This is a genomic window from Corynebacterium marinum DSM 44953 (assembly GCF_000835165.1).
GTDB classification, from domain to species: Bacteria; Actinomycetota; Actinomycetes; order Mycobacteriales; family Mycobacteriaceae; genus Corynebacterium; species Corynebacterium marinum.
In genome coordinates this window covers 1-21,031 of record NZ_CP007790.1, presented here as the reverse complement: position 1 = coordinate 21,031, position 21,031 = coordinate 1, and the positions used below count along the sequence as shown (strand labels likewise).

The following is a 21,031-nucleotide window of genomic DNA, read 5'->3' as shown; positions in this document are numbered from 1 at the left end:
GCGCGTTACAGCGACTCAACCACGATGTCGCGGGCGAGGACCATGTTGCGCAGGGACTGCTCGGTCTCCGCGTAGCCGCGGGTCTTCAGGCCGCAGTCCGGGTTGACCCAGAGGCGCTCGGTCGGGACGTTGACCAGGGCGGCCTTGATCAGCTCGGTGAGCTCGGCGACGGAGGGCACGCGCGGGGAGTGAATGTCCCAGATGCCCGGGCCGATCTCGGAGTGGAAGGAGTCCTCGAGGTCCTCGAGCAACTCCATGCGGGAGCGGGCGGCCTCGATGGAGGTGACGTCGGCGTCGAGGGCGGCGACGGCGTCGATGATCTGGCCGAACTCCGAGTAGCAGAGGTGGGTGTGGATCTGGGTGGTCGGCTTCGCGTCGATCGCGACCAGGCGGAAGGAGCGGACGGCCCAGTCGAGGTACTCGGGGCGGGCGTCCTCGCGCAGCGGCAGCAGCTCGCGGAGGGCGGGCTCGTCGATCTGGATGATCTCGATGCCGGCTTCCTCGAGGTCGGCGACCTCGTCGGCCAGGGCGACGCCGATCTGGTCGGCGGAGACGGACAGCGGGACGTCGTCACGCACGAAGGACCAGGCCAGGATGGTGACCGGACCGGTGAGCATGCCCTTGACGTGCTTCTCGGACAGGGACTGGGCGTACTTGGCCCACTCGACGGTCATGGCCTCCGGGCGGGAGACGTCGCCGACGACGATCGGCGGGCGGGTGCAGCGGGAGCCGTAGGACTGGACCCAGCCGTTTTCGGTGACGACGAAGCCGTCGAGCAGCTCGGCGAAGTACTGGACCATGTCGTTGCGCTCGGGCTCGCCGTGGACGAGGACGTCGAGGCCCAGGCGCTCCTGCAGCTCGATGACGGACTTGACCTCGTCCTTCAGGGCCTCGGTGTACTGCTCCTCGTTGAGGACGCCGGTGCGGTGGTCGGCGCGAGCCTTGCGGATCTCGGCGGTCTGCGGGAAGGAGCCGATGGTGGTGGTCGGCAGCTTCGGCAGGTTGAGGGCCTTCTGCGCCTCGACGCGTGCGGCGAACTCCGGCTGGCGGGCGACCTGGCCGGCCGGCAGAGCGGCGACGCGGGCCTGGACGGCCTCGTTGTGGGTGCGGGCGGACTCGGTGCGGGTGCGCACCGCGCGGTCGGAGCGGGCGAAGTCGTCGGCGGCGGCGACGGTGCCGCCCGCCAGCGCTGCGGACAGCGCCTTGGCCTCGCCGATCTTCTCGTCGGCGAAGGAGAGCCAGCCGGCGACGTCGACCGGCAGCGAGGTCTCGCCGGCGACGGTGTGCGGCACGTGCAGCAGGGAGACGGAGGAGGAGACGGCGAGCTTCTCGACGCCCGCCTCCTTCAGGCCCTCCAGCACCGACAGGCGCTCGCGCAGGTCGGCGGCCCAGACGTTGCGGCCGTCGATGACGCCGGCGACCAGGACGGTGTTCTTGCCGGCTGCCTTGACGGCGGCGGCGACGCGCCCGGCGTAGCCGGCGTCGGCTGCCAGGGTGGCCGGGGCCAGGTCGACGTGCAGGGCCTCCGGGCCGGCCTGGGCGAGTGCCTCGAGGCCGGCGCGCAGGGAACCGTAGGGGGTGGAGATGAGGACCTGCGGGCGGTTGGTCACGCCGAGGATGGCGGCGTAGGTGTCGGCGGCGTGCTGGGCGAGCTCCTCGTCGGTGGCGACGGTCAGGTCGGAGACCAGGGCGGGCTCGGCCAGCTGGACCCACTCGACGCCGGCCTCCTTGAGTGCGGCGAGGACGGTCTTGTAGGCCTCGGTCAGCTCCGCCAGGCGGTTGAGCGGGTTGCCTGCGCCCTCGGCCGGCTTGGACTTGGCCAGCAGGGTGACCGGGCCGACCAGGTAGGGGCGGACGACGTGGCCGGCGGCCTTGGCCTCGGCGACGATGTCCAGGATGCGCTGGGCGCGGGGGGTGATGGCGCCGGAGTCGGCGACCTCGGGGACGAGGTAGTGGTAGTTGGTGTCGAACCACTTGGTCATCTCGAGCGGGGAGCGCTCGGCGTTGCCGCGGGCCAGGGCGAAGTACTCGGCGAGGTCGATCTCCTCCGCGTCGCCGCCGATGAGGCCGACGGTCAGGGAGGTCTCCAGGACGTGGTCGTAGAGGGCGACGTCGGCCGGGATGGCGTAGTCGGCGTCCAGTCCGAGGTCACGCAGTCGGGCGTAGTTCTCCAGGCGGATGGAGTGCGCGGAGGAGGTGAAGGTCTCCTCGTCGATGCGGCCGGCCCAGAAGGACTCGAGGGCCTTCTTCAGCTCGCGGTTGGCGCCGACGCGGGGGTAACCCTCGATGGTGAAGGACGGGAAGGAAGTCATGGAAAGAAGGCCTCTCAAAAAGGTTCGCAGGTGAGAATTAGGGGCCGGGGACCGCCTGGGGCAGGTCTCCCGGTGGATGCGGTCGGTCTTCGCCTAGCCGGTTGGCCGGGGTGCGATGCCGATGCGGTCCAGCAGTTCTGTGGTGGTGTCGGGCCGGTTGAACGTGTAGACGTGCATCCCGCCGGCACCGGCTGCCAGGATGGTCTGCGCGAGCTCGGCCGTGAGGTCGAGGCCCGTCTGGTACTCGCCCTCCGGTCCCGCCGCCGCCAGCCGGCGGGTCAGCCGGTCGGGGACGGTGAGTCCGGAGAGCTCGCCCATTCGGCGCAGTCTCGCGAGGCTCGTCATGGGCATGATTCCCGGTATGAGCGGGATCCTCACGCCCGCCAGGCGGGCTCTCTCCGCGAAGCGGAGGTAGTCCTCCGCGTCGAAGAAGAGCTGGGTGATGGCGAAGTCCGCGCCGAGGCGCTGCTTGGCCAGGAGGACGTCGATGTCCTCGTCCCTGCTCGCGGACTCCTCGTGGCCGCTGGGGTAGGCGGCCACGCCGATGGCCAGGCGGCCGGCGCCGAAGCGGGCGCGCTGGTCGTTCTCCAGCGACCGGATGAGACTGATCAGATCGGTGGCGTGCGGGAGGTAGCCCGCGGGCATCCCGGTCTGCCCCTCGGCGTAGTCGCCCCGCAGCGCCAAAAAGCCGCGCACACCGGAGTCCATGAGCCGGTTGATCCAGTCGATGAGCTCCTGCCGCGTGCCGGCGGTGCAGGCCAGGTGCGCGAGGGTGGGGATCCGGGTCTGCGCGTCGACCTTCTCGATGAAGCGGGCGGTGCCCTCCAGCCAGCCGGAGTTCCGGGAGCTGGTCACGGAGATGTAGTCCGGCCGGTAGGAACCGAGGGTGGCCAGGAGTTCGTCGATCTTCGTCTCGTCCACGTCGTGGCGCGGGGGCATGACCTCGAAGGAGAGGGAGGTGCGGGAGGGCACCGGCGCCTGATGCGTCTCGACGGGGTCGAAGGAGTCCAGCGGAACGGAAGCCGAGAAGCGCCGTTTGACGCTGTGTTGCGGTGCTGTCGCGTTCATGTTCGACCCTCCTTTTCCGTGTCCGTTGAGCAAGTGATGGTGAATGTAGCAACGCACCGGAAGAAGCAGCGTAATATTTTCAAAGATATCACGTGTGACTAATGCTTTGACCTGGCAAAACGGACTAATAGTGAGATGAATATAAATGCCGAAAAACGGCCTTCCGAGCGGCCGAAATGAACCAAGCTGTCCACTTTCTTTCGCCGCGTATTCCCGGGGTCGGACCCGCCGCACGGCCGGGATGTTCTGGCTACGCTTGAGGCAAGTCGAATTCACCATGAAGGAGCTTGCTGTGAACCCCGTGACCCTGAAAATGGCCCTCAGCGCCGCACTCGCCGTCCGCGACCGCGTCAAGGAGTACAACGAGAAGAAGACCCGCGAGGCATACGATCTACTTTCCGACGCCGCGGGACGCGTCGACCTCGAGGACCTCAAGGCCCGCGGCGGGTCGCTTCTCGACGAAAGCCGCCGCGAAGCCGGCCACGTCACCCAGGCCGCCCACGCGCGCCTCGACGCGGCGAAGAAGCGGCTGGAGAAGGCCGCCGACAACCGCCCCTCCCGGCAGCGCGCCCAGGCTGCCCAGCGCCGCCGCACCCTGACGATCGCCGGGCTGGTCGCCCTCCTGCTCTCCGCCGTGGCCGGCGGCGTCTACTGGTTCACCCGCCAGGAGCCGAAGCCGGGTGACACCCCGCCGCGCGTCGAGGACTTCTCCGGCACCGAGGAGAAGGCGCCCGAGACCGAGTCCACGCTGGTCTACTCCACCACCACCCCGGAGGAGGGCGTGCCGGAGGAGGTCGACGAGGAGCTCATGCAGTCCCTGGACGAGCAGCTGGAGAAGCACCACGCCGCTGCACTGGACGAGGCCGACGAGGCCGAGACCGAGGACGAGGTCGACGTGAATGCCGACGCCGACATCGCCGCGGGCGACGCAGCCCCGGCCGAAGAGACCGTCGAAGGCGACGCCAAGAAGAAGTAGGGGTGCGTACGGCGGTGGGCGCCGGTAGTGTCGGCCGCATGAAGACCAATGTGCTCACCGTCACCACCGTCGACGACCGGACCTTCCACTTCCCCGCCCAGTCGGGGGAGAAAGACGTGAACGGCCTGCCGGAGGTCAACAACTTCCAGCGCCTCCGGGCGGTCGTCGAGTCGGAGAACCCCGACGCCGTCTTCGAGTGCGAGGACCTCGACGGGCAGGCCCAGAGCGTGAGCGCCCGGGAGATCGCCAAGTTCAGCATCGGGACGCAGGAGGACTAGAGCCCGTACGGCTGGGGCCCGCACACCTGCTCGTTGTCCACGTGGCCCGGATGCTCCAGCTGAAGCGTGGAGTGCCCGATACCCAGCCCGCACAGCGCGGCCTGGGCCTGCCCGAGGACGCCGCACTCCCCCGTCCCCACGCAGACTTCATCGACCACCAGGTGGCACGTGGCCAGCGGAGTCACACCGTCGGTGGACCAGATGTGCAGGTCATGCACGTCGGTCACGCCCGGAACGGCGCGCAGGGCCCGCTCGATCTCCCGGGTGTCCACGCCCCGCGGAACGCGCTCCAGCAGCACCTCCACCGTCTGCCACAGCAGGGTCAACGCCCGTGGCAGGACGAAGGCGACGATCGCCAGTGAGGCGATGGTGTCCGCGGGCGTCCAACCCGTGAAACGGATCACCAGACCCGCGGCGATGACCGCCACGGAACCCAGCATGTCCGCCACGATGTGCAGGAAAGCTCCCCGGACGTTGAGGTTCTCCGAGCTGTGGCGCGACAGTACCCAGGCGGAGAGCGCATTCGCCGCCAGGCCGACCACCGCGACGATGAGCATCACCGTGGTGTCGATCTCGTGGGTTTCCCCCAGGCGCCCCACCGCCCGGACGAGGATCCACCCCACCACACCGGTGACCGTCACCGCGTTGATGAGGGCCGCCAGCACCTCGACCCGCCGATGGCCGAAGGTCGCGCTTCTCGACGCCGCCTTCTTCCCCACCACCGCCGCCAGCAGCGCGATGATCAGGCCCGCGGCGTCCGAGAGCATGTGCATCGCATCGGAGAGCAGCGCCAGCGAACCGGAGATCAGGCCAGCGGCCAGTTCCGCGAAGAATACCGTCGCGGTGATGACGAATGCGACCGCCAGCGCGCGCAGCGGGGCCGACGTGGCGTGCGTGCTGCCGACGCCGTGGCGGTGCTCATGCGCGTGGGTGCCCATGGCTCCAGCCTAGTCCCGGGACCGCTTTATTGAAACGTTAATGAAAACGGCGGGGCGGGCCCACGGTCAGGTCAAACGGAGGTCCGTGACGCAGGTCGCGCCGTCCTCTCCGGTGGAGAATTCCGTGGTGCCCGTGCGCCCCTGGTGGGTCACCTCGATGGTGCCGGTGGTGTGGCTGGGCACCCAGAAACCGGCGAAGCCGTTGCTGAAGGTGGTCGTCTCCTCCTCGATCAGCGTCTCCCCCGTCGCCGCGTCGGTGAAGGTGACCTGCACCGGCTGGCCGGCCAACTCCCCCCGGCAGGTGGTCAGGCTGTGATAGAAGCAGTCGTGGGTCTCGTCGACGTACGGGGCCACCGACACATAGGTCTGATCCTCCGGCAGATCCAGCACGACCTCCTGCCCCTCGGCCGCCAGCACCAGCTCATCGTGGCGCACGGAGGCGACCAGCTCCGCGGAGCGGGCGGAGACGGGGATCCGGTCGAGGTACTCGACAATCTCCACCGCGTCCATTCCCGCCAGCCCCTGGGACTTGAGGAATGACTCCGCCGTGTCGTCGTCCGCCGCAGCGCACCCCGCCAGACCGAGAGCGAGTACCAGGCCGGCGACGGCTGCCGGGGTGCGTTTCACGTCATTCTCCTCGTGTCGAAGGTAAGTATCACCTACCTATTTAACACGTTTCTGAATGTTTTAAACAATGGCGCATCTGCCGCGCGCAACTTCCCTCAGCGGGCGAGCTGCATGGTGGCGAAGGCCTTGCCGTCGGGCGCGTAGGCGACGCCGACCCCGACCTTGGTCACCCCTGCCTGGAGCATGTTGCGGTCGTGGCCCGGGGAGTTCCTCCACTGGCCGAAGAAGGTGTCCGGCCCGGCGTGGGTGTTCCAGGCGATGTTCTCGAACACGTTGTTCCCCTTGCTGTGCGAGAAAGAGCTGCCAGCGGCCATGCGCTGGGACCAGGCCCGGGCCTGGGAGGTGAGACCCGGGTCGACGCTCAGCCGGTTGAGCCCGCGGGAGGCGCGGTAGTCGTTGAGCCGCTGGATCGTCTGGTGCTCGAGGTGCGCGGCGTCGCCGGACACGGGCGCCGCGGACTGCTGCGCAGGGAGGGCTGGCAGGGCGGGCAGGAACGACAGGGCAGGGTGTGAAGAGAGGGCGCTGGCCGGGGAGACGACCCCGGCAGACAGCACGGTGGCGGCGGCCAGGGCGATGGCACTTCGCTTCAGATTCTTCATAGGGGGCACCTTATGCATATCGGGGTATGTAACGATTCGATATCGTAACGCACCCGACCCGCACCGGGGAGGCGCCACGCCGGACCCGGCAACAGAAAACCCGCCCTCCGGATCTTCCGGAGGGCGGGTTCACATGGGGTTTCCCCTGCTGTGGAGCATAGGAGAATCGAACTCCTGACCTTCTGCTTGCAAAGCAGATGCTCTACCAATTGAGCTAATGCCCCATGTTCCTGGTGGGCCTAGCAAGAATCGAACTTGCGACCTCATCGTTATCAGCGATGCGCTCTAACCAACTGAGCTATAGGCCCTGGGAACGAAACGTAACATTACCCAGTAGTGTGCCATCGAGACAAATCGCCTGTTCAGAAGGGGTATTTGCTACTTCTGAACAGGCGAGTTGCGAACGGTCCCCTACTCCGCCTCCTCCTGGTGCCTGACCTGCAGGCCGCCGAAGAGGTCGACGATGGCGTTGTAGATCACCGCGGTCAGCGGAGCCAGGACGGCAGTGAGGATCGTGCTGATCGCACCCAGCAGGGCGGCGAAGGAGATGACGAGCCCGAAGCTCACCGCCTGGGAACCGCCGACATCGCCGATCAGGGAGTTCACCTGGTCCCAGATGCCTGCGGCGTCCATGCCGACGTAGAGCAGCGCGACGGCGATGAGCCAGGCCACGAGACCCACCAGGGACATGGCCAGACCGACGCGGAAGGCGGACAGGGGTGACACCCGAGTCACTGAGACGTCGCGTGTTGCCATCGGCTACTCCTGGCCCTTCTTCTGGGCGCGCTCGGCGGGCCCGTCGATGTCACCCTTGGCCACGGCCTCGGCCGCTTCCTCGCCCTCTTCCTCGACGTTCTTGTCGATGGCGAGCAGTTCCACCCCGTCCTCGAGGTTGACCAGGCGCACACCCATAGTGGCGCGGGAGGAGGGCCGGATCTGGTTGACCACGGTGCGGATGACGCCGCCGGCGGAGGTGATGGCGAAGATCTCGTCGTCCTCATCCACCGCGACAGCACCGATGAGACGTCCGCGCTTGGGGGTGTACTTGAAGGTGACCACGCCCAGGCCGCCGCGGCCCTGGGTGGAGTACTCGTTGATGGCGGTGCGCTTTCCGTAGCCGCCGGAGGTGGCGACAAGCAGGAACTCGCCGTCGCGGACCACGCTCATGGCGAGCAGCTGGTCATCACCGCGGAAACGCATGCCCTTCACGCCGGCAGTCGCGCGGCCCATGGGGCGGAGCTGCTCGTCGTCGGCGGTGAAGCGGATGGACTGGCCGAACTGGGAGACCAGCAGGATGTCGTCGCCCTCGTTGACCAGGGCGGCGCCGATGAGACGGTCGTCCTCGTTGAGGTTGATGGCGATCAGGCCGGCGGAGCGGGCGGACTCGTAGTCGGTGAGGCGGGACTTCTTCACCCGGCCCTGGGCGGTGGCCAGCACCAGGTAGGGGGCGTCCTCGTAGGTCTGGATCTGGATGACCTGGGCGATGCGCTCCTCGGGCTGGAACTCCAGCAGGTTGGCCACGTGCTGGCCGCGGGCGGTGCGGGAGGCCTCGGGCAGCTCGTAGGCCTTGAGGCGGTAGACGCGGCCGAAGTTGGTGAAGAAGAGGATCCAGTCGTGGGTGGAGCTGACGAAGAAGTGGCGGACGATGTCGTCCTGCTTCAGCTCTGCTCCGCGCACGCCCTTGCCGCCGCGTTTCTGCGACTTGTAGGCGTCGACCTTGGTGCGCTTGGCGTAGCCGGTGGAGGTGATGGTGACCACCACGTTCTCGCGGGCGATGAGGTCCTCCTCGGACACGTCGCCGGTGGCGGCGACAATCCGCGAGCGGCGCTCGTCGCCGTACTTCTCCACGATTTCGGCGAGCTCGTCGCGGACGATGGTGCGCTGGCGTTCCGGCTTGGCCAGGATGTCCTTGAGGTCCTCGATGATGAGCTCAACCTCGGCGAGTTCGTCGACGATCTTCTGGCGCTCCAGGGCCGCCAGGCGGCGCAGCTGCATGGCCAGGACGTGGTCGGCCTGAACTTCGTCGATGTCGAGTAGCGACATGAGGCCGGAACGGGCCTCCTCCACGGTGGGCGAACGACGGATGAGGGCGATGACCTCGTCGAGCATGTCGAGGGCCTTGACCAGGCCGCGGAGGATGTGGGCGCGCTCCTCCTTCTCATCGAGGCGGAACTGGGTACGCCGGACGATGACCTGGATCTGGTGGGCCACGTAGTAGCGCAGCATCTGGTCCAGGCGCAGAGTGCGCGGGACGCCGTCGACGATGGAGAGCATGTTCGCGCCGAAGTTGGCCTGCAGCTGGGAGTGCTTGTACAGGTTGTTCAGGACCACACGCGGCACGGCGTCGCGCTTGAGGGTGATGACGATGCGCAGGCCGACGCGGTCCGAGGACTCGTCCTCGATCTTGGAGATGCCGGCCAGCTTGGCGTTGGAGACCTGCTCGGCGATGTTGGCGATGAGGTTGTCCGGGTTGACCTGGTAGGGCAGCTCGGTGATGACGATGGTCTGCCGGTTGCCCACCTCCTCGATCTCGGTGACGCCGCGCATGCGGATGGACCCGCGGCCGGTGGTGTAGGCGTCGTGGATGCCCTGGTCGCCGATGATGAGGCCGGCGGTGGGAAAATCGGGGCCCTTGACGAAGCCCATGCATGCGTCGAGGGCCTCTTTCTCGTCCGCGTCGGGGTTCTCCAGGAGCCAGTAGATGGCGTCGGCCAGCTCGTTGAGGTTGTGCGGCGGGATGTTGGTCGCCATGCCCACGGCGATGCCGCCGGAGCCGTTCATCAGGAGGTTGGGCACGCGCGCCGGCAGGACGTCGGGCTCGCGGGTCTTGCCGTCGTAGTTCGGGGAGAAGTCGACGGTGTTCTCGCGGATGTCGCGGACCATCTCCATGGCCAGCGGCGACATCTTGCACTCGGTGTATCGCATGGCGGCGGGGCCGTCGTTGCCGCGGGAGCCGAAGTTGCCCTGGCCATCGACCAGCGGATAGCGCATGTTCCACGGCTGGGCCAGGCGAACGAGGGTGTCGTAGATGGCCACGTCGCCGTGCGGGTGGTAGTTGCCCATGGTCTCGGCGACGGGGCGGGCGGACTTCACATAACCGCGCTCCGGCCGGTAGCCGTTGTCGAACATCGCGTACATGATGCGCCGGTGGACCGGCTTCATGCCGTCGCGCACCTCTGGCAGCGCACGACCCACGATGACGGACATCGCGTAGTCGATGTAGCTGGTCTGCATCTCCTCATTGATGTCAATGGGTTGGATGCGGTCGAAGAGGTCTCCTCCACCGGTGGGGGTGTCGTCGCTCATGATCACCTATCTGTTGAGGGTGTAGATCCCCCTATACTACCCCCAAGCCACTGAGGGGCTTCTCCGGCAGTTTTCTGCGCTCCTCCCCCGCAATCTGCCACCATTCTGGTATCACTGGGACATGGCCATGACCCTTCGCCTGACCCCTGAACAGGACCGCGCCCTGACGCTGCTCGCCGGGGCCCAGGGCTCCAGCAAGCACGAGGCCGCCGTCCGCGCCATCGTCGCGGCCGCGAACCGCCTGCTTGCCGACGACGCCGTCGCCCAGCTCGCCCGCGACGTCATCCCCGGTCACGCCGATCTGGAATCCCGGATAAGGCGGGCGCGCGGATGACACCCCCCCTCACGCCGGAGCAGCTGCTGCTCATCGCCGATGAGTTCTGCGCCGCCCACCGTGTGCAGGTCCGGGATTTCGCCGCCCTCGTGGCCGCCGCGTCCGTGCCGGGGGCCCGCATCCACGGCCTCGCCGTGCACGCCGATCCCGCCGCCGCCGGCGCGGCCCTCGCCCGGGCCGTGGCCCGCCTGGAGCCACTGAGCGGACGGAACCGGGATTTCGCAACGGCCTGCGAGGCGGTTTATGTCCGCCTGGCGACGTGACCGGTCGAAACGCCCCACACTTCACAGCAGTCACAACAGCCACAATTCGGACCGAGGAAAAATCGCTTCTTTCTCAAATATCCTGAATATTTACCAATTTCACCCCCAGGCAGGGGAGGCTATGATCTTATCTTTTTCCCAATTGACAGGATTCTTTTCGCTTACAACCAATTTCTCATCCAACTCACTTAGTCTGTGAGACGTAGTCGGCGCTGGGATGATTTCCCTCAGCCGGCTCGGTCGCAGCTCCGGAATCGTTTCCGACGACCGATCCCTCTGTACTTCGTCCCTTAAGGAACACCATGTCCAAGAAGCGTATTTCCGCCGCAATCGCTGGCGTCGCCCTGGCAGCCTCCCTCGCATTCGTCCCCCAGGCCGGGGCCCAAAACAGCATCCCGGTCGAAGGCGGCACCCTCGTACTGGTTCAGACTCAGCAGGAAGGCGAAGCGTACATTTTCGTTCCTACTGGCCAATCGGTCCTGAGCCCCGAAGATCTGGCCGCAAACGGAGGTCCGGGTGGACCCCACAACTCCTGCGCCACCCATAACGCGGAAGAAACGTTCGTCACCTACAACGTTCAGGGAGCCCGGGAACAGACCGTAGAGGTCGAGGGCGAGAAAGTGACTTATTACATGCTGAACGCGAACTGCTTCCTCGATGAGAGCACACCGCCGACCACCGAAACCAGCACCACCGAAACCAGCACCACCGAAACCAGCACCACCGAAACCAGCACCACCGAAACCAGCACCACCTCCAGTCCCCCAACCACAGAGCCCACCGAGGTCTCCTCCCTCGGCGGCTCCGCTGCACTGGGCCTGTCCGGCCTCGGTTCTGCCGCTCTTGGTTCTGCGGCCCTGAGCTCCGGCTCCTCCCAGGGATCCTCCGACGGCCCGGCGCCGGGCGACGGCTCCGCTGACCTCTCCTCCGGTTCCTCCGACGACACCCCGCCCACCGAGGACTCCTCCCTCGGCGGCTCTGCCGCACTCGGCCTGTCCGGCCTCGGTTCTGCCGCTCTTGGTTCTGCGGCCCTGAGCTCCGGCTCCTCCCAGGGATCCTCCGACGGCCCGGCGCCGGGCGACGGCTCCGCTGACCTCTCCTCCGGTTCCTCCGACGACACCCCGCCCACCGAGGACTCCTCCCTCGGCGGCTCTGCCGCACTCGGCCTGTCCGGCCTCGCCGGGTCCGCCCTCCTGAGCTCCGGCTCCTCCGACGGCTCCTCGAACGACCAGGCTCCGGCCCCGACCACCACCCCGGCTGCTCCGGCAGCACCCGGAGCCCCGGCTGCTCCCGCAGTGCCGGGCACCCCGGGCCAGGGCGGAAAGGGTGACTTCGTCGATCACAAGGCCATGGCTCAGCAGCAGGCCGAGAACGCCAAGCAGTACGCACCGGCAAAGCAGCAGGCCGCCCCGGCCAAGGCTGCACCGGCTGCTCAGCAGCAGGCCGCCGCTCCGGCCCAGGCCGCACAGCAGAAGCAGCTGGCCAACACCGGCGTTGAGGGCACCATGATCGCCCTCGCCGTCGGCCTCATCGCCGCCGCCGCAGGCGCCGGCCTCCTGGTTCTGCGCCGCCGCTCCGCCTAAAACGGACGGCCCGCACCGGGCAGCATGACGGACCGCCTCGCACCCTCCGGGTGCGGGGCGGTTTTTCGTGGTTGAACTGCGCGGATGTCGATAATGACACGGTGGGGACATTCCCCGCTTGTTTCCTTGGCGGGATTGCGTGCTTATGTGTAAAGTCAGTAACGTTGTGGTTGCAGTCAATTAAAGTTACTTGTGTGATTAACAGGCTGCGGCGGAAGAACCACAACGCGGAGGCGATCACCGTCGTTGAACCCGTCCGGACCATCCCGGACGAGTTCAACCATGGTGATCGCCTCTTTTTCACCCCACCCGGCCGCCAGCCTGACGCTAGGCTGGCAACCATGACTGATCTCTCCCTGCTCCTGACCGACGACAAACGTCCCGCCGTGCTGGCGGACCTGGCCGCGTTCGCGGACGCGACCGTCGCCAAGCAGTCCGGCCTCAGCGGCACCGCCATGAAGGGCGCCGTGGCGGCCGCCAAGAAGATCGACGGCGACATCGTGTCCAAGGGCCTCAACCGGATGCTCCCGGATGTGCTCGGCGACCTCCAGCCGCACTGGCAGGCCTTCCGGAACGAGGGCGGAAGCGACTTCGGCGCCTTCCTCGCCGGCCGTAGCAGCCAGGTCGTGGACTCCCTCATGGCGATCGCGGACCGCAACGCCGAGTCCATCACCGTCGCCCCGCTGGCCAAGGCCTACAACGCCCTGCGCGGTAAGGCCGCCAAGGTCATCGAGCCGGAGATCCCCGAGTTCGGCCGCATCCTGCAGAAGCACATGCCCTAGGCACATGGCTACGGTCCGCCTCCTCGCTTTCGCCGACCTGCACCTGGGGAAAAAGAAGTCCCCCGGGGTGCAGTGGGCCTACGAATCCCTGGCCGGGGCCGCCATCCGCCCTGACGCCATCGTGTTCACCGGGGACCTGCTGGACAAGAAGAAAGCCACGGAGGCGGACCTGGCGGACGGCATAGCCCTGTTCCGCCACATCACCCGCGACCTCACCCTGCCCCTGGTTCACGTGTGGGGCAACCACGACGTCGGCTCCGGGATGATCCCCCGCTTCCCCGACCTCCCCGGCGTCCACCGCCCGCGCGGCGACGGGATCGAGGAGATCCGGGTGCCGGGCGTGCCCCTGCTGTTCCACGCCGCCAACGTCGTCGCCGACCCGGACCCGCGGGACCTGCTCAAGGACCTGCCCCGGGTCAACGAACCCGGCCACGTGGGGGTGCTGCACACCGAGGTCGAGGGCCAGTACACCAAGAACCCCTGCCTGCCCACCACCCAGGAACACCTCCTGTCCCGCGGCTACGGGGCGTGCCTGCTGGGCCACGTCCACTCCCCCGTCGTGCTCAACGACGACCCGTGGATCGGCTGGATCGGCATGGGCGAGATGCTGGAAATAGATATCCCCGCGCTGGGGTGAGCAGCGCGGGGATGTCGATAAGCAGGCCTTACACGTCCAGGAAGCGGACGTCCTTCGCCTTGCGGGTGATGAAGGAGCGGCGGGCCGCGACATCATCGCCCATGAGGATGGAGAAGAGCTCGTCAGCGCGCTGCGCATCCTCGAGGTCGACGCGGCGCAGGATGCGCTCCGTCGGGTCGAGGGTGGTCTCCCACAGCTCGTTCGGGTTCATCTCGCCCAGGCCCTTGTAACGCTGGATGCCGTCGTTGGTGTTGATCTTGCGGCCGGCCGCCAGGCCCTCCGCGATCAACTTGTCGCGCTCCGGGTCGGAGAACGCGAAGCCCGGCTCGCCCTTGGACCACTTCAGCTTGTACAGCGGCGGGTTCGCCAGGAAGACATGGCCCTCGGCGATGAGGTCCGGCATGAAGCGGAACAGCAGCGTCAGCAGCAGGGTGGCGATGTGCTGGCCGTCGACGTCCGCGTCCGCCATGAGGACGATCTTGTGGTAGCGGAGCTTCGAGATGTCGAACTCCTCGTTGATCCCGGTGCCCAGGGCCGTGATGATGGCCTGGACCTCGGCGTTCTTCAGCACCCGGTCGAGGCGCGCCTTCTCCACGTTGAGGATCTTGCCGCGCAGCGGAAGGATCGCCTGGTACATGGAGTCGCGGCCGGCCTTCGCCGAACCACCGGCCGAGTCGCCCTCCACGATGTAGAGCTCGGAGGCCACCGGATCCTTGGAGCGGCAGTCCGCCAGCTTGCCCGGCAGCCCGCCCAGGTCGGTCGCGGACTTGCGGCGCACCAGCTCGCGTGCCTTGCGCGCCGCCACACGCGCCTGGGACGAGGACACCGCCTTGTTCACGATGGCCTTGGCCTCCGCCGGGTTGGCGTCGAACCAAAAGGCCACATGCTCGTTGACCATGCGCTGGACGTAGGAACGGATCTCCGTGTTGCCCAGCTTCGTCTTGGTCTGGCCCTCGAACTGCGGCTCCGCCACACGCACGGACACGACCGCGGCGAGACCCTCGCGGCAGTCCTCGCCCGTGAGCTTCGGGTCCTTCTCCTTGACCAGCTTGTGCGCCAGGGCGTACTTGTTCATCAACGAGGTCAGCGCCGAACGGAAACCCTCCTCGTGCGTGCCGCCCTCATGGGTGTTGATGGTGTTGGCGAAGGTGTGCACCGACTCCTTGTAACCCGAGTTCCACTGCATGGCGATCTCGACCTCGTGGTCCGCACCCTTGGTGTCGAAGCCCACGATGGACGGGTGGATGGGGGTCTTTCCCTTGTTCAGGTGGTTGACGTAGTCCACCAGGCCGTCCGGGTAGTGGTAGACGACCTTTTTCTCACGCTTCTTCGGCGGCTTCGGAGCCTCGCCGGCGGGTGCCTCGGCCTCCTCGATATCGCTGTCGTCGAAGGAGGAACCGTCGATGGACGGGGCGGTGTCGCCCGCTTCGGCCAGCGCCTCCAGCTCGAGCTCGGTGTCGCTGACCCGCTCATCCTTGAGGGTGATGGTCAGGCCCTTGTTGAGGAACGCCATCTCCTGCAGGCGGCGCGAGATCGTGTCGTAGTCGAAGGAAACGGTCTCGAAGATCTCGGCGTCCGGCCAGAACCGGATCGTCGTGCCGGTGCCGCGGGCGTTACCGCCTTCGACCAGCTCCTCCGGGACGGAGTTGTTGAAGTTCTGGATCCAGTGCTTGCCGTCGCGCTTGATGTCGGCCTCGACGCGGGTCGACAGGGCGTTGACCACGGAGATACCCACGCCGTGCAGGCCGCCGGAGACCGCGTAGGAATCCGAGTCGAACTTGCCGCCGGCGTGCAGCTGGGTCATGACGACCTGGACGGTCGGCGCACCGGAGGGGTGCATCTCCACGGGAATGCCGCGGCCGTCGTCGAGCACCTGCACGCTGCCGTCGGCCAGCAGGGTGACTTCAACCTTGGTGGCGTGACCCGCCATCGCCTCATCGACCGAGTTGTCCACGACCTCCCACACCAGGTGGTGCAGACCACGGGGGCCGGTCGAACCGATGTACATGCCCGGACGCTTCCGGACAGCTTCGAGGCCCTCGAGGATCGTGATCGATGACGCGCCGTAATTGTTTTCAGCGTTTGCCACGTGAAACGAGTTCTCCTCGCTAGAAGGTAATTTCAGACCTCCTTAGTCTACACCTAATGGGGAACCACCAGAGAAGGGGTCTCGCGCCGTGGAGGGGCGTTCTCGCGCGTTTTCGGCGGATCCCCTCATCCGAAGGTGTCGCGCGGCCCGCGGCCCTTGACATGCAGCGGCCCCTTGCGCCAGCTCGGCGTCTTCGGCCCGAAGATCTTCAGTTCCACGATGATGTTCGGGCCCACCTTTTCCGCGATGACCTGCAGAATCTGCCTCTGCATCATCCGCAGGTTCGTGGCCCAGGCAGTGGAATCGCAGGTGATGAACAGTTTCTTGTCCTTGATCATCTCCACCGCCGTGTGCTGGGCGATCTTCTCCCCCACCAATTCGTCCCAGTGCCCAGTCACCCAGCCGCCGGCGATTTCCTTCTCCCAGCCCCGCCGGGAGATCTCCGTGCCCAGCACCGAACCCAGGGAATCCACCTCCAGCGGGCGCCGCCTTCGTCGGCCGTCGCGGCCGGTGGGCCGGCCGATCCGCGGCGGCAGGGTCTTCTTGGCGGCGGGTTTGCGCGGCGGCAGCGGGGTGGCGCCCCGCCGCTTCGCCGCCTGCTGCATCGCATCGAACGCGGCTTTGACCGGGTCCGGCTGCTCACTCATCGTCGGGCTCCAGCACGCTGACGCGGCCCTCCCCGGTGTCCCGGACGCCGACGGTGAAACGCCGGAGCGGGGCATGGGACAGCTCGCCGAGATTATCCGGCAGATCCCCGGCCACCGCGGCGGTGATGAGCACCTGCTCGGCCTCCGCCGCCAGCCTGACCAGCTGCTCGCGGCGGCCCGCGTCCAGCTCCGAGAACACGTCGTCGAGGATGAGCACCGGATCCGAACCGTCGCGGCGCAGCAGCCGGAACTCCGCCAGGCGCAGCGAGATCGCGTAAGACCAGGTCTCGCCGTGCGACGCGAATCCCTTCGCCGGCTGCCCGCCCAGCTTCAGCGCCAGATCATCGCGGTGCGGCCCCACCAGCGACATCCCGCGCTCGATCTCCCGCTGGCGGCCCCGGCCGAGCTCCGCGAGCATCTCCGCCTCGAGGACCTGCGGGTCCCTGCTTTCCGACGCCACCGTCGACCGGTAACCCACCTGCGCCGGCCGCGACTCCGGCGCCAGACCCGCGTAACCCTCCGCGATCAGGTCGCCCAGCTCGTCGACGAGGTTCAGCCGCGCGGCGGTCACCTGAGAACCCAGGGCGGCCAGCTGCCCGTCCCACACATCGAGGGTGGCCAGCGCGCTCGCCCCGTCGGAGTCCCGGTAACCGCGGCGCAGCGCAGCGCCCGCCGTCTTGAGCAGCGCGTTGCGTTGGCGCAGCACCTTGTCGTAGTCCGCCTTCACCCCGGCCAGGCGGGTACTGCGCGTGGCGATGATGTCGTCGAGATAGCGGCGGCGCTCCGCCGGCTCCCCCTTGACCAGCGCCAGGTCCTCCGGCGCGAACAACACGGAACGCACCACCCCCAGCACCTCCCGCGGTGAGCTCAGCCGGGTCCGGTTGATCTGCGCCTGATTCGCGGCGTGCGGTTTGATCAGCAGGTGGGCAGTCAACTCCCGGCCCTGGTTGACCGCGGTCGCGGTGATCCGCGCGTTTACCGCCCCCGCCCGCACCAGCGGGGCGTCGTGGGAGACGCGGTGCGAGGACAGGTGCGCGATGTAGCCCACGGCCTCGATGATGTTGGTCTTGCCGAAGCCGTTGCGGCCGAGAAACAGTGTGATCCCCGGCTCGAGCTCCAGGGTCAGCTGCGGCCAGCTGCGGAAATCCCGCAGATCAAGCGTCCTGATGTAGATGTGTGCTCACCTCCCGGACGAAGCTGGAACTAGCCCGGCAGCCGGACCGGCATGAGCAGGTAGGTGAACTCCGAGTCGGGCGTCGGGAACGTGCCGTCGGCGTCGGCCTCCGGCAGCTGCTCCGGCTCCGGGATGAGGATCGCGGGGCGGGAGGGTTCGGTGAAACCGAAGACGACCCGGTTGGTGTTGACCACTGCCAGACCGTCGCGCAGGTAGCCCGGGTTGAAGGCGATGGTCAGTTCGTCGCGGCCCGCGAAACCGCAGGGCAGGCGCTCCTCCGCGTGGCCGGACTCCGTGCCGCCGGCGGAGAGGATGAGCTCGCCCTCGCTGAACTGCATGCGGATCTGGGCGTTGCGCTCGGTGACCAGGCTGACGCGGCGGATGGCCTCCTGCAGCGGGGCGATCTCCACGGTGGCCATCGACGTGTGGGTCTTCGGCAGCAGGGGCTGGATGTTCGGGAAGTCCGCGTCCAGCATGCGGGTGGTGGTCTCGCGGCTGTCGGTGTGCACGCCGAACAGGCCGGCAGCGCCGATCTGCTCGCCTGCGCCGACGGCGATCTCCACGGGCTCCCGGACGTGGGAGTCCAGGGTGCGGGCGTTGTCGAGCAGGGTCTTGGCAGGGATGAGCAGCTTCGCCTGGACGTCCGGAGAGACCGGATCCCACTCGAAGGTGCGCAGCGCCAGACGGAAACGGTCGGTCGCGGCGAGTTTCACCTCGCTGCCGGAGATTTCCATGTGCACGCCGGTGAGCATGGGAAGAGTGTCGTCCTTGCCCGCAGCGGTGGCGACCTGGGTGATCGCCTCGGCGAACAGCGCCGGGTCGATACTCCCGGTGACCTCGGGCAGGGTCGGGATCTGCGGGTAGTCGTCCAGCGGGATCAGCGGCAGCTCGAAACGGGAGGAACCGCACGAGAGCATCGCTTTGGAGCCCTCGACGCGCAGCTCGACGGGCTTGTTCGGAAGCATGTTGACGATCTCCGCGATGAGCTTACCGGCGACTGCGATGCGTCCGGGCTCACCGACCTCGGCGGCGATGCGCACCCGCGTCGACACCTCGTAGTCGAAGCCGGCGAACTCCAACCCGTTGTCGTCCGCGGTGACGAGCATGGCGCGCAGCACCGGCTGGGTCACCTTGGTGGGCAGGCTCCTGGCCACCCACCCGACGGCGTTGGCCAGGTCGTCCCTGGCCACCCGGAACGACACTGCTTGCGACTCCATGCTTTCGGGCTCCTCGAAATATGTGTGATCCACCGCCGGAAGGACGGGCGGACCTGAAACAACAATCACCAACGTACCCCACGGTCCCGTCAGTCGAAATCCTGTAATTCCAGGAAGTCCCCCGCCGCGGCGGCCCCGGCCCGCCCTGCCGAGCTGTTCTCCCCACACCCTTTTTCTTCTTTAGAAATTACAAGTTTTAAAAGGAGTAGTAACAATAGGTCCTGTGCAATCTGTGGATGGGGCCCTGAATCACAAGGTAGCGGATCGAATACACGGTGTGATTCAGGGTGTGGACAACCTGTGGATAACTCTGCCCATCTGTGGATAAATTATCCACAGGCGGAGTTGTCCACAATTGCTCCCCACCCCGGACACCACTTCTCAACAGGGGAAACATAGTTATCCACAGGCCCCCGCCCGAATGTGCTCCCGGCCACTCTGTGACTAATCTCTCTGACTTACATTCTTGTAATTACACTGCTGTGGACAACCCTGTGGATGGCCTTCTTTTCTGGGGATGAATCGCAAAAACCCCAGGTCGCAGGAGGATCCTGCAGCCCGGGGCGGCGTCGATAAGAGCGGTGAGGTCAGGCGCGGCCGCGATTCTTGATCAGCTGCGTCAGCTGCTGGATCTCGTCGTACACGTCCCGTTTCTCCGTCATCTCACCGCGGATCTTGCGGTCCGCGTACATGACGGTCGTGTGGTCCTTGCCACCGAACTCGTTGCCGATCTTCGGCAGGGACAGGTCCGTCAGCTCGCGGCACAGGTACATCGCCAGCTGGCGGGCGTGCGCCACGGAACGGGTCTTGCCGGCGCCGGTGAGCGTCTCCATGGTGATGCCGAAGTACTCGCAGGTCACCTCCATGATGGCGGAGGCGGTGATTTCCACGTCCGCGGCGTCCGGGAGGATGTCGCGCAGCGCGATTTCCGCCATCTCCCGGTTGATCGGCTCGTTGATCAGGGAGGAGTAGGCGGAGACGCGGATGAGCGCGCCCTCGAGCTCGCGGATCGAGGACTCGAAGCGCGAGGCGATGAGCTCGAGGACGCTGCGGTCGACGTGCGTGCCGTCCGCCTGGGCCTTCTTCTCCAGAATGGCGATGCGCGTCTCCAGGTCCGGCGGCTGGACGTCCGTGATCAGGCCGCCCTCGAATCGGGTGCGCAGGCGGTCCTCCAGCGTGGTCAGCTGCTTCGGCGGACGGTCGGAGGACAGGATGATCTGCTTGTCCGCCTGGTGCAGGGCGTTGAAGGTGTGGAAGAACTCCTCCTGGGTGCCCTCCTTGCCCTGCAGGAACTGGATGTCGTCGACCATGAGAATGTCCAGGTTCCGGTAACGGCGCTTGAAGGACTCCTGCCTGTCGTCGCGGACCGAGTTGATGTAGTCGTTGGTGAATTCCTCGCTGGAGACGTACTTCACCCGCAGGCCGGGCTGCAGCACCTGCGCGTAATTGCCTGCGGCGTGCAACAGGTGCGTCTTGCCCAGACCTGAACCGCCCCAGATGAAGAGCGGGTTGTAGGCGCGGGCCGGGTTCTCCGCCACGGCCACGGCGGCACCGTTGGCGAAACGGTTGGAGGAACCGATGACGAAGTTCTCGAAGGTGTACTTCGGGTTCAGCGAACGCTCGCGGTTCGGGTCGTGCGCCGGTGTCTCCCGCTGCATGCGCTGGGACTGGTGGTACACCGGCGCCGCGGGGGCCGGGTTCGGCGGCGCGGCCGCGGAGCTCGACTGGTACTGCGGGTACGCGGGCGGGGCCGGTGGCTGCGGCCGGGAGGCCGGCACCTCGCGCTGCACGGGAGGCCTCGGCTGGGTCGTGTGCGATGTGTTCCACCCGAGCTGGTGATCGGGAATCTGCTGCTGGATGCCCTGCACCTGGGTCTGGACCTGGGTCTGCGCAGGGGCGGGCGGCGGGGCAGCCTCGGGCTGGATGGACACCGCCAGGCTGCAGGGCCGGCCGGTGCGTTCGGAGAGCACCTTCACGATGTGCGGGCCGAGGTCGTCCTCGATGACCTGCTTGGCCATGGCGTGGGGGGTCGCGAGGACGGCGTAGCCGTCGACGAGCACGATCGGCTGCACCAGGCCCAGGAAGGCCCGCTGCTGGTGGGTGAAGACGGGGATGTCGGTGTCGGGGCGTTCCGACTGGTCGAGAAGTTCCGCCTTGATCGCCTCCCAGGTCTGGGCGAGAGAATGCTGCTCATCTGTCAC

At 67.2% G+C, this 21,031-nt stretch carries 19 protein-coding genes and 2 tRNA genes; 7 read left to right on the top strand and 14 right to left on the bottom strand.

Going from position 1 to position 21,031, the window contains the following annotated elements:
- Positions 1–5: 5 nt before the first annotated feature.
- Both metE and B840_RS00100 read right to left on the bottom strand, forming a co-directional pair.
- Entirely contained in the window at positions 6–2,312 is a 2,307-nt protein-coding gene (metE, locus tag B840_RS00105) for a 5-methyltetrahydropteroyltriglutamate--homocysteine S-methyltransferase (protein WP_042620433.1), read from the bottom strand.
- A gap of 93 nt (positions 2,313–2,405) precedes the next feature.
- A complete protein-coding gene (locus B840_RS00100; RefSeq protein WP_084602668.1) occupies positions 2,406–3,380 on the bottom strand; it encodes a methylenetetrahydrofolate reductase in 975 nt (324 codons plus the stop codon).
- 292 nt (positions 3,381–3,672) lie between these two features.
- On the opposite strand from B840_RS00100, the gene B840_RS00095 reads away from it, so the two are divergent.
- Positions 3,673–4,356, top strand: a complete 684-nt coding sequence (locus B840_RS00095) for a hypothetical protein (RefSeq protein WP_052491011.1) — start codon at positions 3,673–3,675, stop codon at positions 4,354–4,356.
- Positions 4,357–4,394: 38 nt separating this feature from the next.
- Positions 4,395–4,634: a hypothetical protein gene (locus B840_RS00090; protein ID WP_156971796.1), complete on the top strand. Its 240-nt coding sequence runs from the start codon at positions 4,395–4,397 to the stop codon at positions 4,632–4,634.
- On the opposite strand, the gene B840_RS00085 is transcribed toward B840_RS00090, so the two are convergent.
- From B840_RS00085 to gyrA, 7 genes are all read right to left on the bottom strand, one after another.
- A complete protein-coding gene (locus B840_RS00085) occupies positions 4,631–5,572 on the bottom strand; it encodes a cation diffusion facilitator family transporter (protein WP_042620431.1) in 942 nt (313 codons plus the stop codon). The two genes, B840_RS00090 and B840_RS00085, sit on opposite strands and share 4 nt — an antisense overlap.
- Positions 5,573–5,638: 66 nt before the next feature.
- Entirely contained in the window at positions 5,639–6,199 is a 561-nt protein-coding gene (locus B840_RS00080) for a CueP family metal-binding protein (RefSeq protein WP_042620430.1), read from the bottom strand.
- A gap of 95 nt (positions 6,200–6,294) precedes the next feature.
- Complete coding sequence (locus tag B840_RS12785; protein WP_052491009.1) at positions 6,295–6,798, bottom strand: CAP domain-containing protein; 504 nt, start codon at positions 6,796–6,798, stop codon at positions 6,295–6,297.
- 151 nt (positions 6,799–6,949) lie between these two features.
- Positions 6,950–7,022, bottom strand: a tRNA-Ala gene (locus B840_RS00070).
- Positions 7,023–7,029: 7 nt separating this feature from the next.
- Positions 7,030–7,106, bottom strand: a tRNA-Ile gene (locus B840_RS00065).
- 103 nt (positions 7,107–7,209) lie between these two features.
- Complete coding sequence (locus tag B840_RS00060; protein ID WP_042620429.1) at positions 7,210–7,554, bottom strand: DUF3566 domain-containing protein; 345 nt, start codon at positions 7,552–7,554, stop codon at positions 7,210–7,212.
- Between the two features lie 3 nt (positions 7,555–7,557).
- Positions 7,558–10,104: a DNA gyrase subunit A gene (gene gyrA, locus B840_RS00055; RefSeq protein WP_042620428.1), complete on the bottom strand. Its 2,547-nt coding sequence runs from the start codon at positions 10,102–10,104 to the stop codon at positions 7,558–7,560.
- Positions 10,105–10,225: 121 nt separating this feature from the next.
- Between gyrA and B840_RS00050 the strand changes: the two genes are divergently transcribed.
- The 5 genes from B840_RS00050 (at position 10,226) to B840_RS00030 (ending at position 13,703) form a co-directional block, all read left to right on the top strand.
- A complete protein-coding gene (locus B840_RS00050; RefSeq protein WP_042620427.1) occupies positions 10,226–10,438 on the top strand; it encodes a hypothetical protein in 213 nt (70 codons plus the stop codon).
- A complete protein-coding gene (locus tag B840_RS00045; protein WP_042620426.1) occupies positions 10,435–10,701 on the top strand; it encodes a hypothetical protein in 267 nt (88 codons plus the stop codon). The genes B840_RS00050 and B840_RS00045 overlap by 4 nt, the downstream gene beginning before the upstream one ends.
- Before the next feature lie 632 nt (positions 10,702–11,333).
- Positions 11,334–12,284 carry an LPXTG cell wall anchor domain-containing protein gene (locus B840_RS00040; protein WP_156971795.1) on the top strand — a complete coding sequence of 317 codons (951 nt, stop codon included), beginning with the start codon at positions 11,334–11,336 and terminating at the stop codon, positions 12,282–12,284.
- 341 nt (positions 12,285–12,625) lie between these two features.
- The gene (locus tag B840_RS00035) at positions 12,626–13,066 is read left to right on the top strand and encodes a DUF6918 family protein (protein ID WP_042622381.1); all 441 of its coding nucleotides are present in this window, start codon (positions 12,626–12,628) and stop codon (positions 13,064–13,066) included.
- 4 nt (positions 13,067–13,070) lie between these two features.
- Complete coding sequence (locus tag B840_RS00030; RefSeq protein WP_042620424.1) at positions 13,071–13,703, top strand: metallophosphoesterase family protein; 633 nt, start codon at positions 13,071–13,073, stop codon at positions 13,701–13,703.
- Between the two features lie 28 nt (positions 13,704–13,731).
- Here the strand turns inward: B840_RS00030 and gyrB are convergent, their stop codons facing one another.
- The 5 genes from gyrB to dnaA all read right to left on the bottom strand — a co-directional run bounded on the left by gyrB (position 13,732) and on the right by dnaA (position 21,031).
- Positions 13,732–15,792 carry a DNA topoisomerase (ATP-hydrolyzing) subunit B gene (gyrB, locus tag B840_RS00025; RefSeq protein ID WP_042620423.1) on the bottom strand — a complete coding sequence of 687 codons (2,061 nt, stop codon included), beginning with the start codon at positions 15,790–15,792 and terminating at the stop codon, positions 13,732–13,734.
- A gap of 125 nt (positions 15,793–15,917) precedes the next feature.
- Positions 15,918–16,439 carry a DciA family protein gene (locus tag B840_RS00020; RefSeq protein ID WP_042620422.1) on the bottom strand — a complete coding sequence of 174 codons (522 nt, stop codon included), beginning with the start codon at positions 16,437–16,439 and terminating at the stop codon, positions 15,918–15,920.
- Entirely contained in the window at positions 16,432–17,613 is a 1,182-nt protein-coding gene (gene recF / locus B840_RS00015; protein WP_042620421.1) for a DNA replication/repair protein RecF, read from the bottom strand. The genes B840_RS00020 and recF overlap by 8 nt, the downstream gene beginning before the upstream one ends.
- Positions 17,614–17,642: 29 nt before the next feature.
- Positions 17,643–18,830, bottom strand: a complete 1,188-nt coding sequence (gene dnaN / locus B840_RS00010; RefSeq protein ID WP_042620420.1) for a DNA polymerase III subunit beta — start codon at positions 18,828–18,830, stop codon at positions 17,643–17,645.
- A 587-nt stretch (positions 18,831–19,417) separates the two neighbouring features.
- Positions 19,418–21,031, bottom strand: a complete 1,614-nt coding sequence (gene dnaA, locus B840_RS00005; protein ID WP_042620419.1) for a chromosomal replication initiator protein DnaA — start codon at positions 21,029–21,031, stop codon at positions 19,418–19,420.

What these genes read in the sequence shown, in the direction of transcription:
- B840_RS00030 (WP_042620424.1), top strand. Translation starts at nt 13,071, where the DNA reads ATGGCTACGGTCCGCCTCCTCGCTTTCGCCGACCTGCACCTGGGGAAA.
- B840_RS00040 (WP_156971795.1), top strand. Translation starts at nt 11,334, where the DNA reads ATGCTGAACGCGAACTGCTTCCTCGATGAGAGCACACCGCCGACCACC.
- B840_RS12785 (WP_052491009.1), bottom strand. Translation starts at nt 6,798, where the DNA reads ATGAAGAATCTGAAGCGAAGTGCCATCGCCCTGGCCGCCGCCACCGTG.
- gyrA (WP_042620428.1), bottom strand. Translation starts at nt 10,104, where the DNA reads ATGAGCGACGACACCCCCACCGGTGGAGGAGACCTCTTCGACCGCATC.
- B840_RS00020 (WP_042620422.1), bottom strand. Translation starts at nt 16,439, where the DNA reads ATGAGTGAGCAGCCGGACCCGGTCAAAGCCGCGTTCGATGCGATGCAG.
- B840_RS00090 (WP_156971796.1), top strand. Translation starts at nt 4,395, where the DNA reads ATGAAGACCAATGTGCTCACCGTCACCACCGTCGACGACCGGACCTTC.
- B840_RS00035 (WP_042622381.1), top strand. Translation starts at nt 12,626, where the DNA reads ATGACTGATCTCTCCCTGCTCCTGACCGACGACAAACGTCCCGCCGTG.
- B840_RS00060 (WP_042620429.1), bottom strand. Translation starts at nt 7,554, where the DNA reads ATGGCAACACGCGACGTCTCAGTGACTCGGGTGTCACCCCTGTCCGCC.
- B840_RS00050 (WP_042620427.1), top strand. Translation starts at nt 10,226, where the DNA reads ATGGCCATGACCCTTCGCCTGACCCCTGAACAGGACCGCGCCCTGACG.
- metE (WP_042620433.1), bottom strand. Translation starts at nt 2,312, where the DNA reads ATGACTTCCTTCCCGTCCTTCACCATCGAGGGTTACCCCCGCGTCGGC.
- dnaN (WP_042620420.1), bottom strand. Translation starts at nt 18,830, where the DNA reads ATGGAGTCGCAAGCAGTGTCGTTCCGGGTGGCCAGGGACGACCTGGCC.
- B840_RS00100 (WP_084602668.1), bottom strand. Translation starts at nt 3,380, where the DNA reads ATGAACGCGACAGCACCGCAACACAGCGTCAAACGGCGCTTCTCGGCT.
- B840_RS00045 (WP_042620426.1), top strand. Translation starts at nt 10,435, where the DNA reads ATGACACCCCCCCTCACGCCGGAGCAGCTGCTGCTCATCGCCGATGAG.
- B840_RS00085 (WP_042620431.1), bottom strand. Translation starts at nt 5,572, where the DNA reads ATGGGCACCCACGCGCATGAGCACCGCCACGGCGTCGGCAGCACGCAC.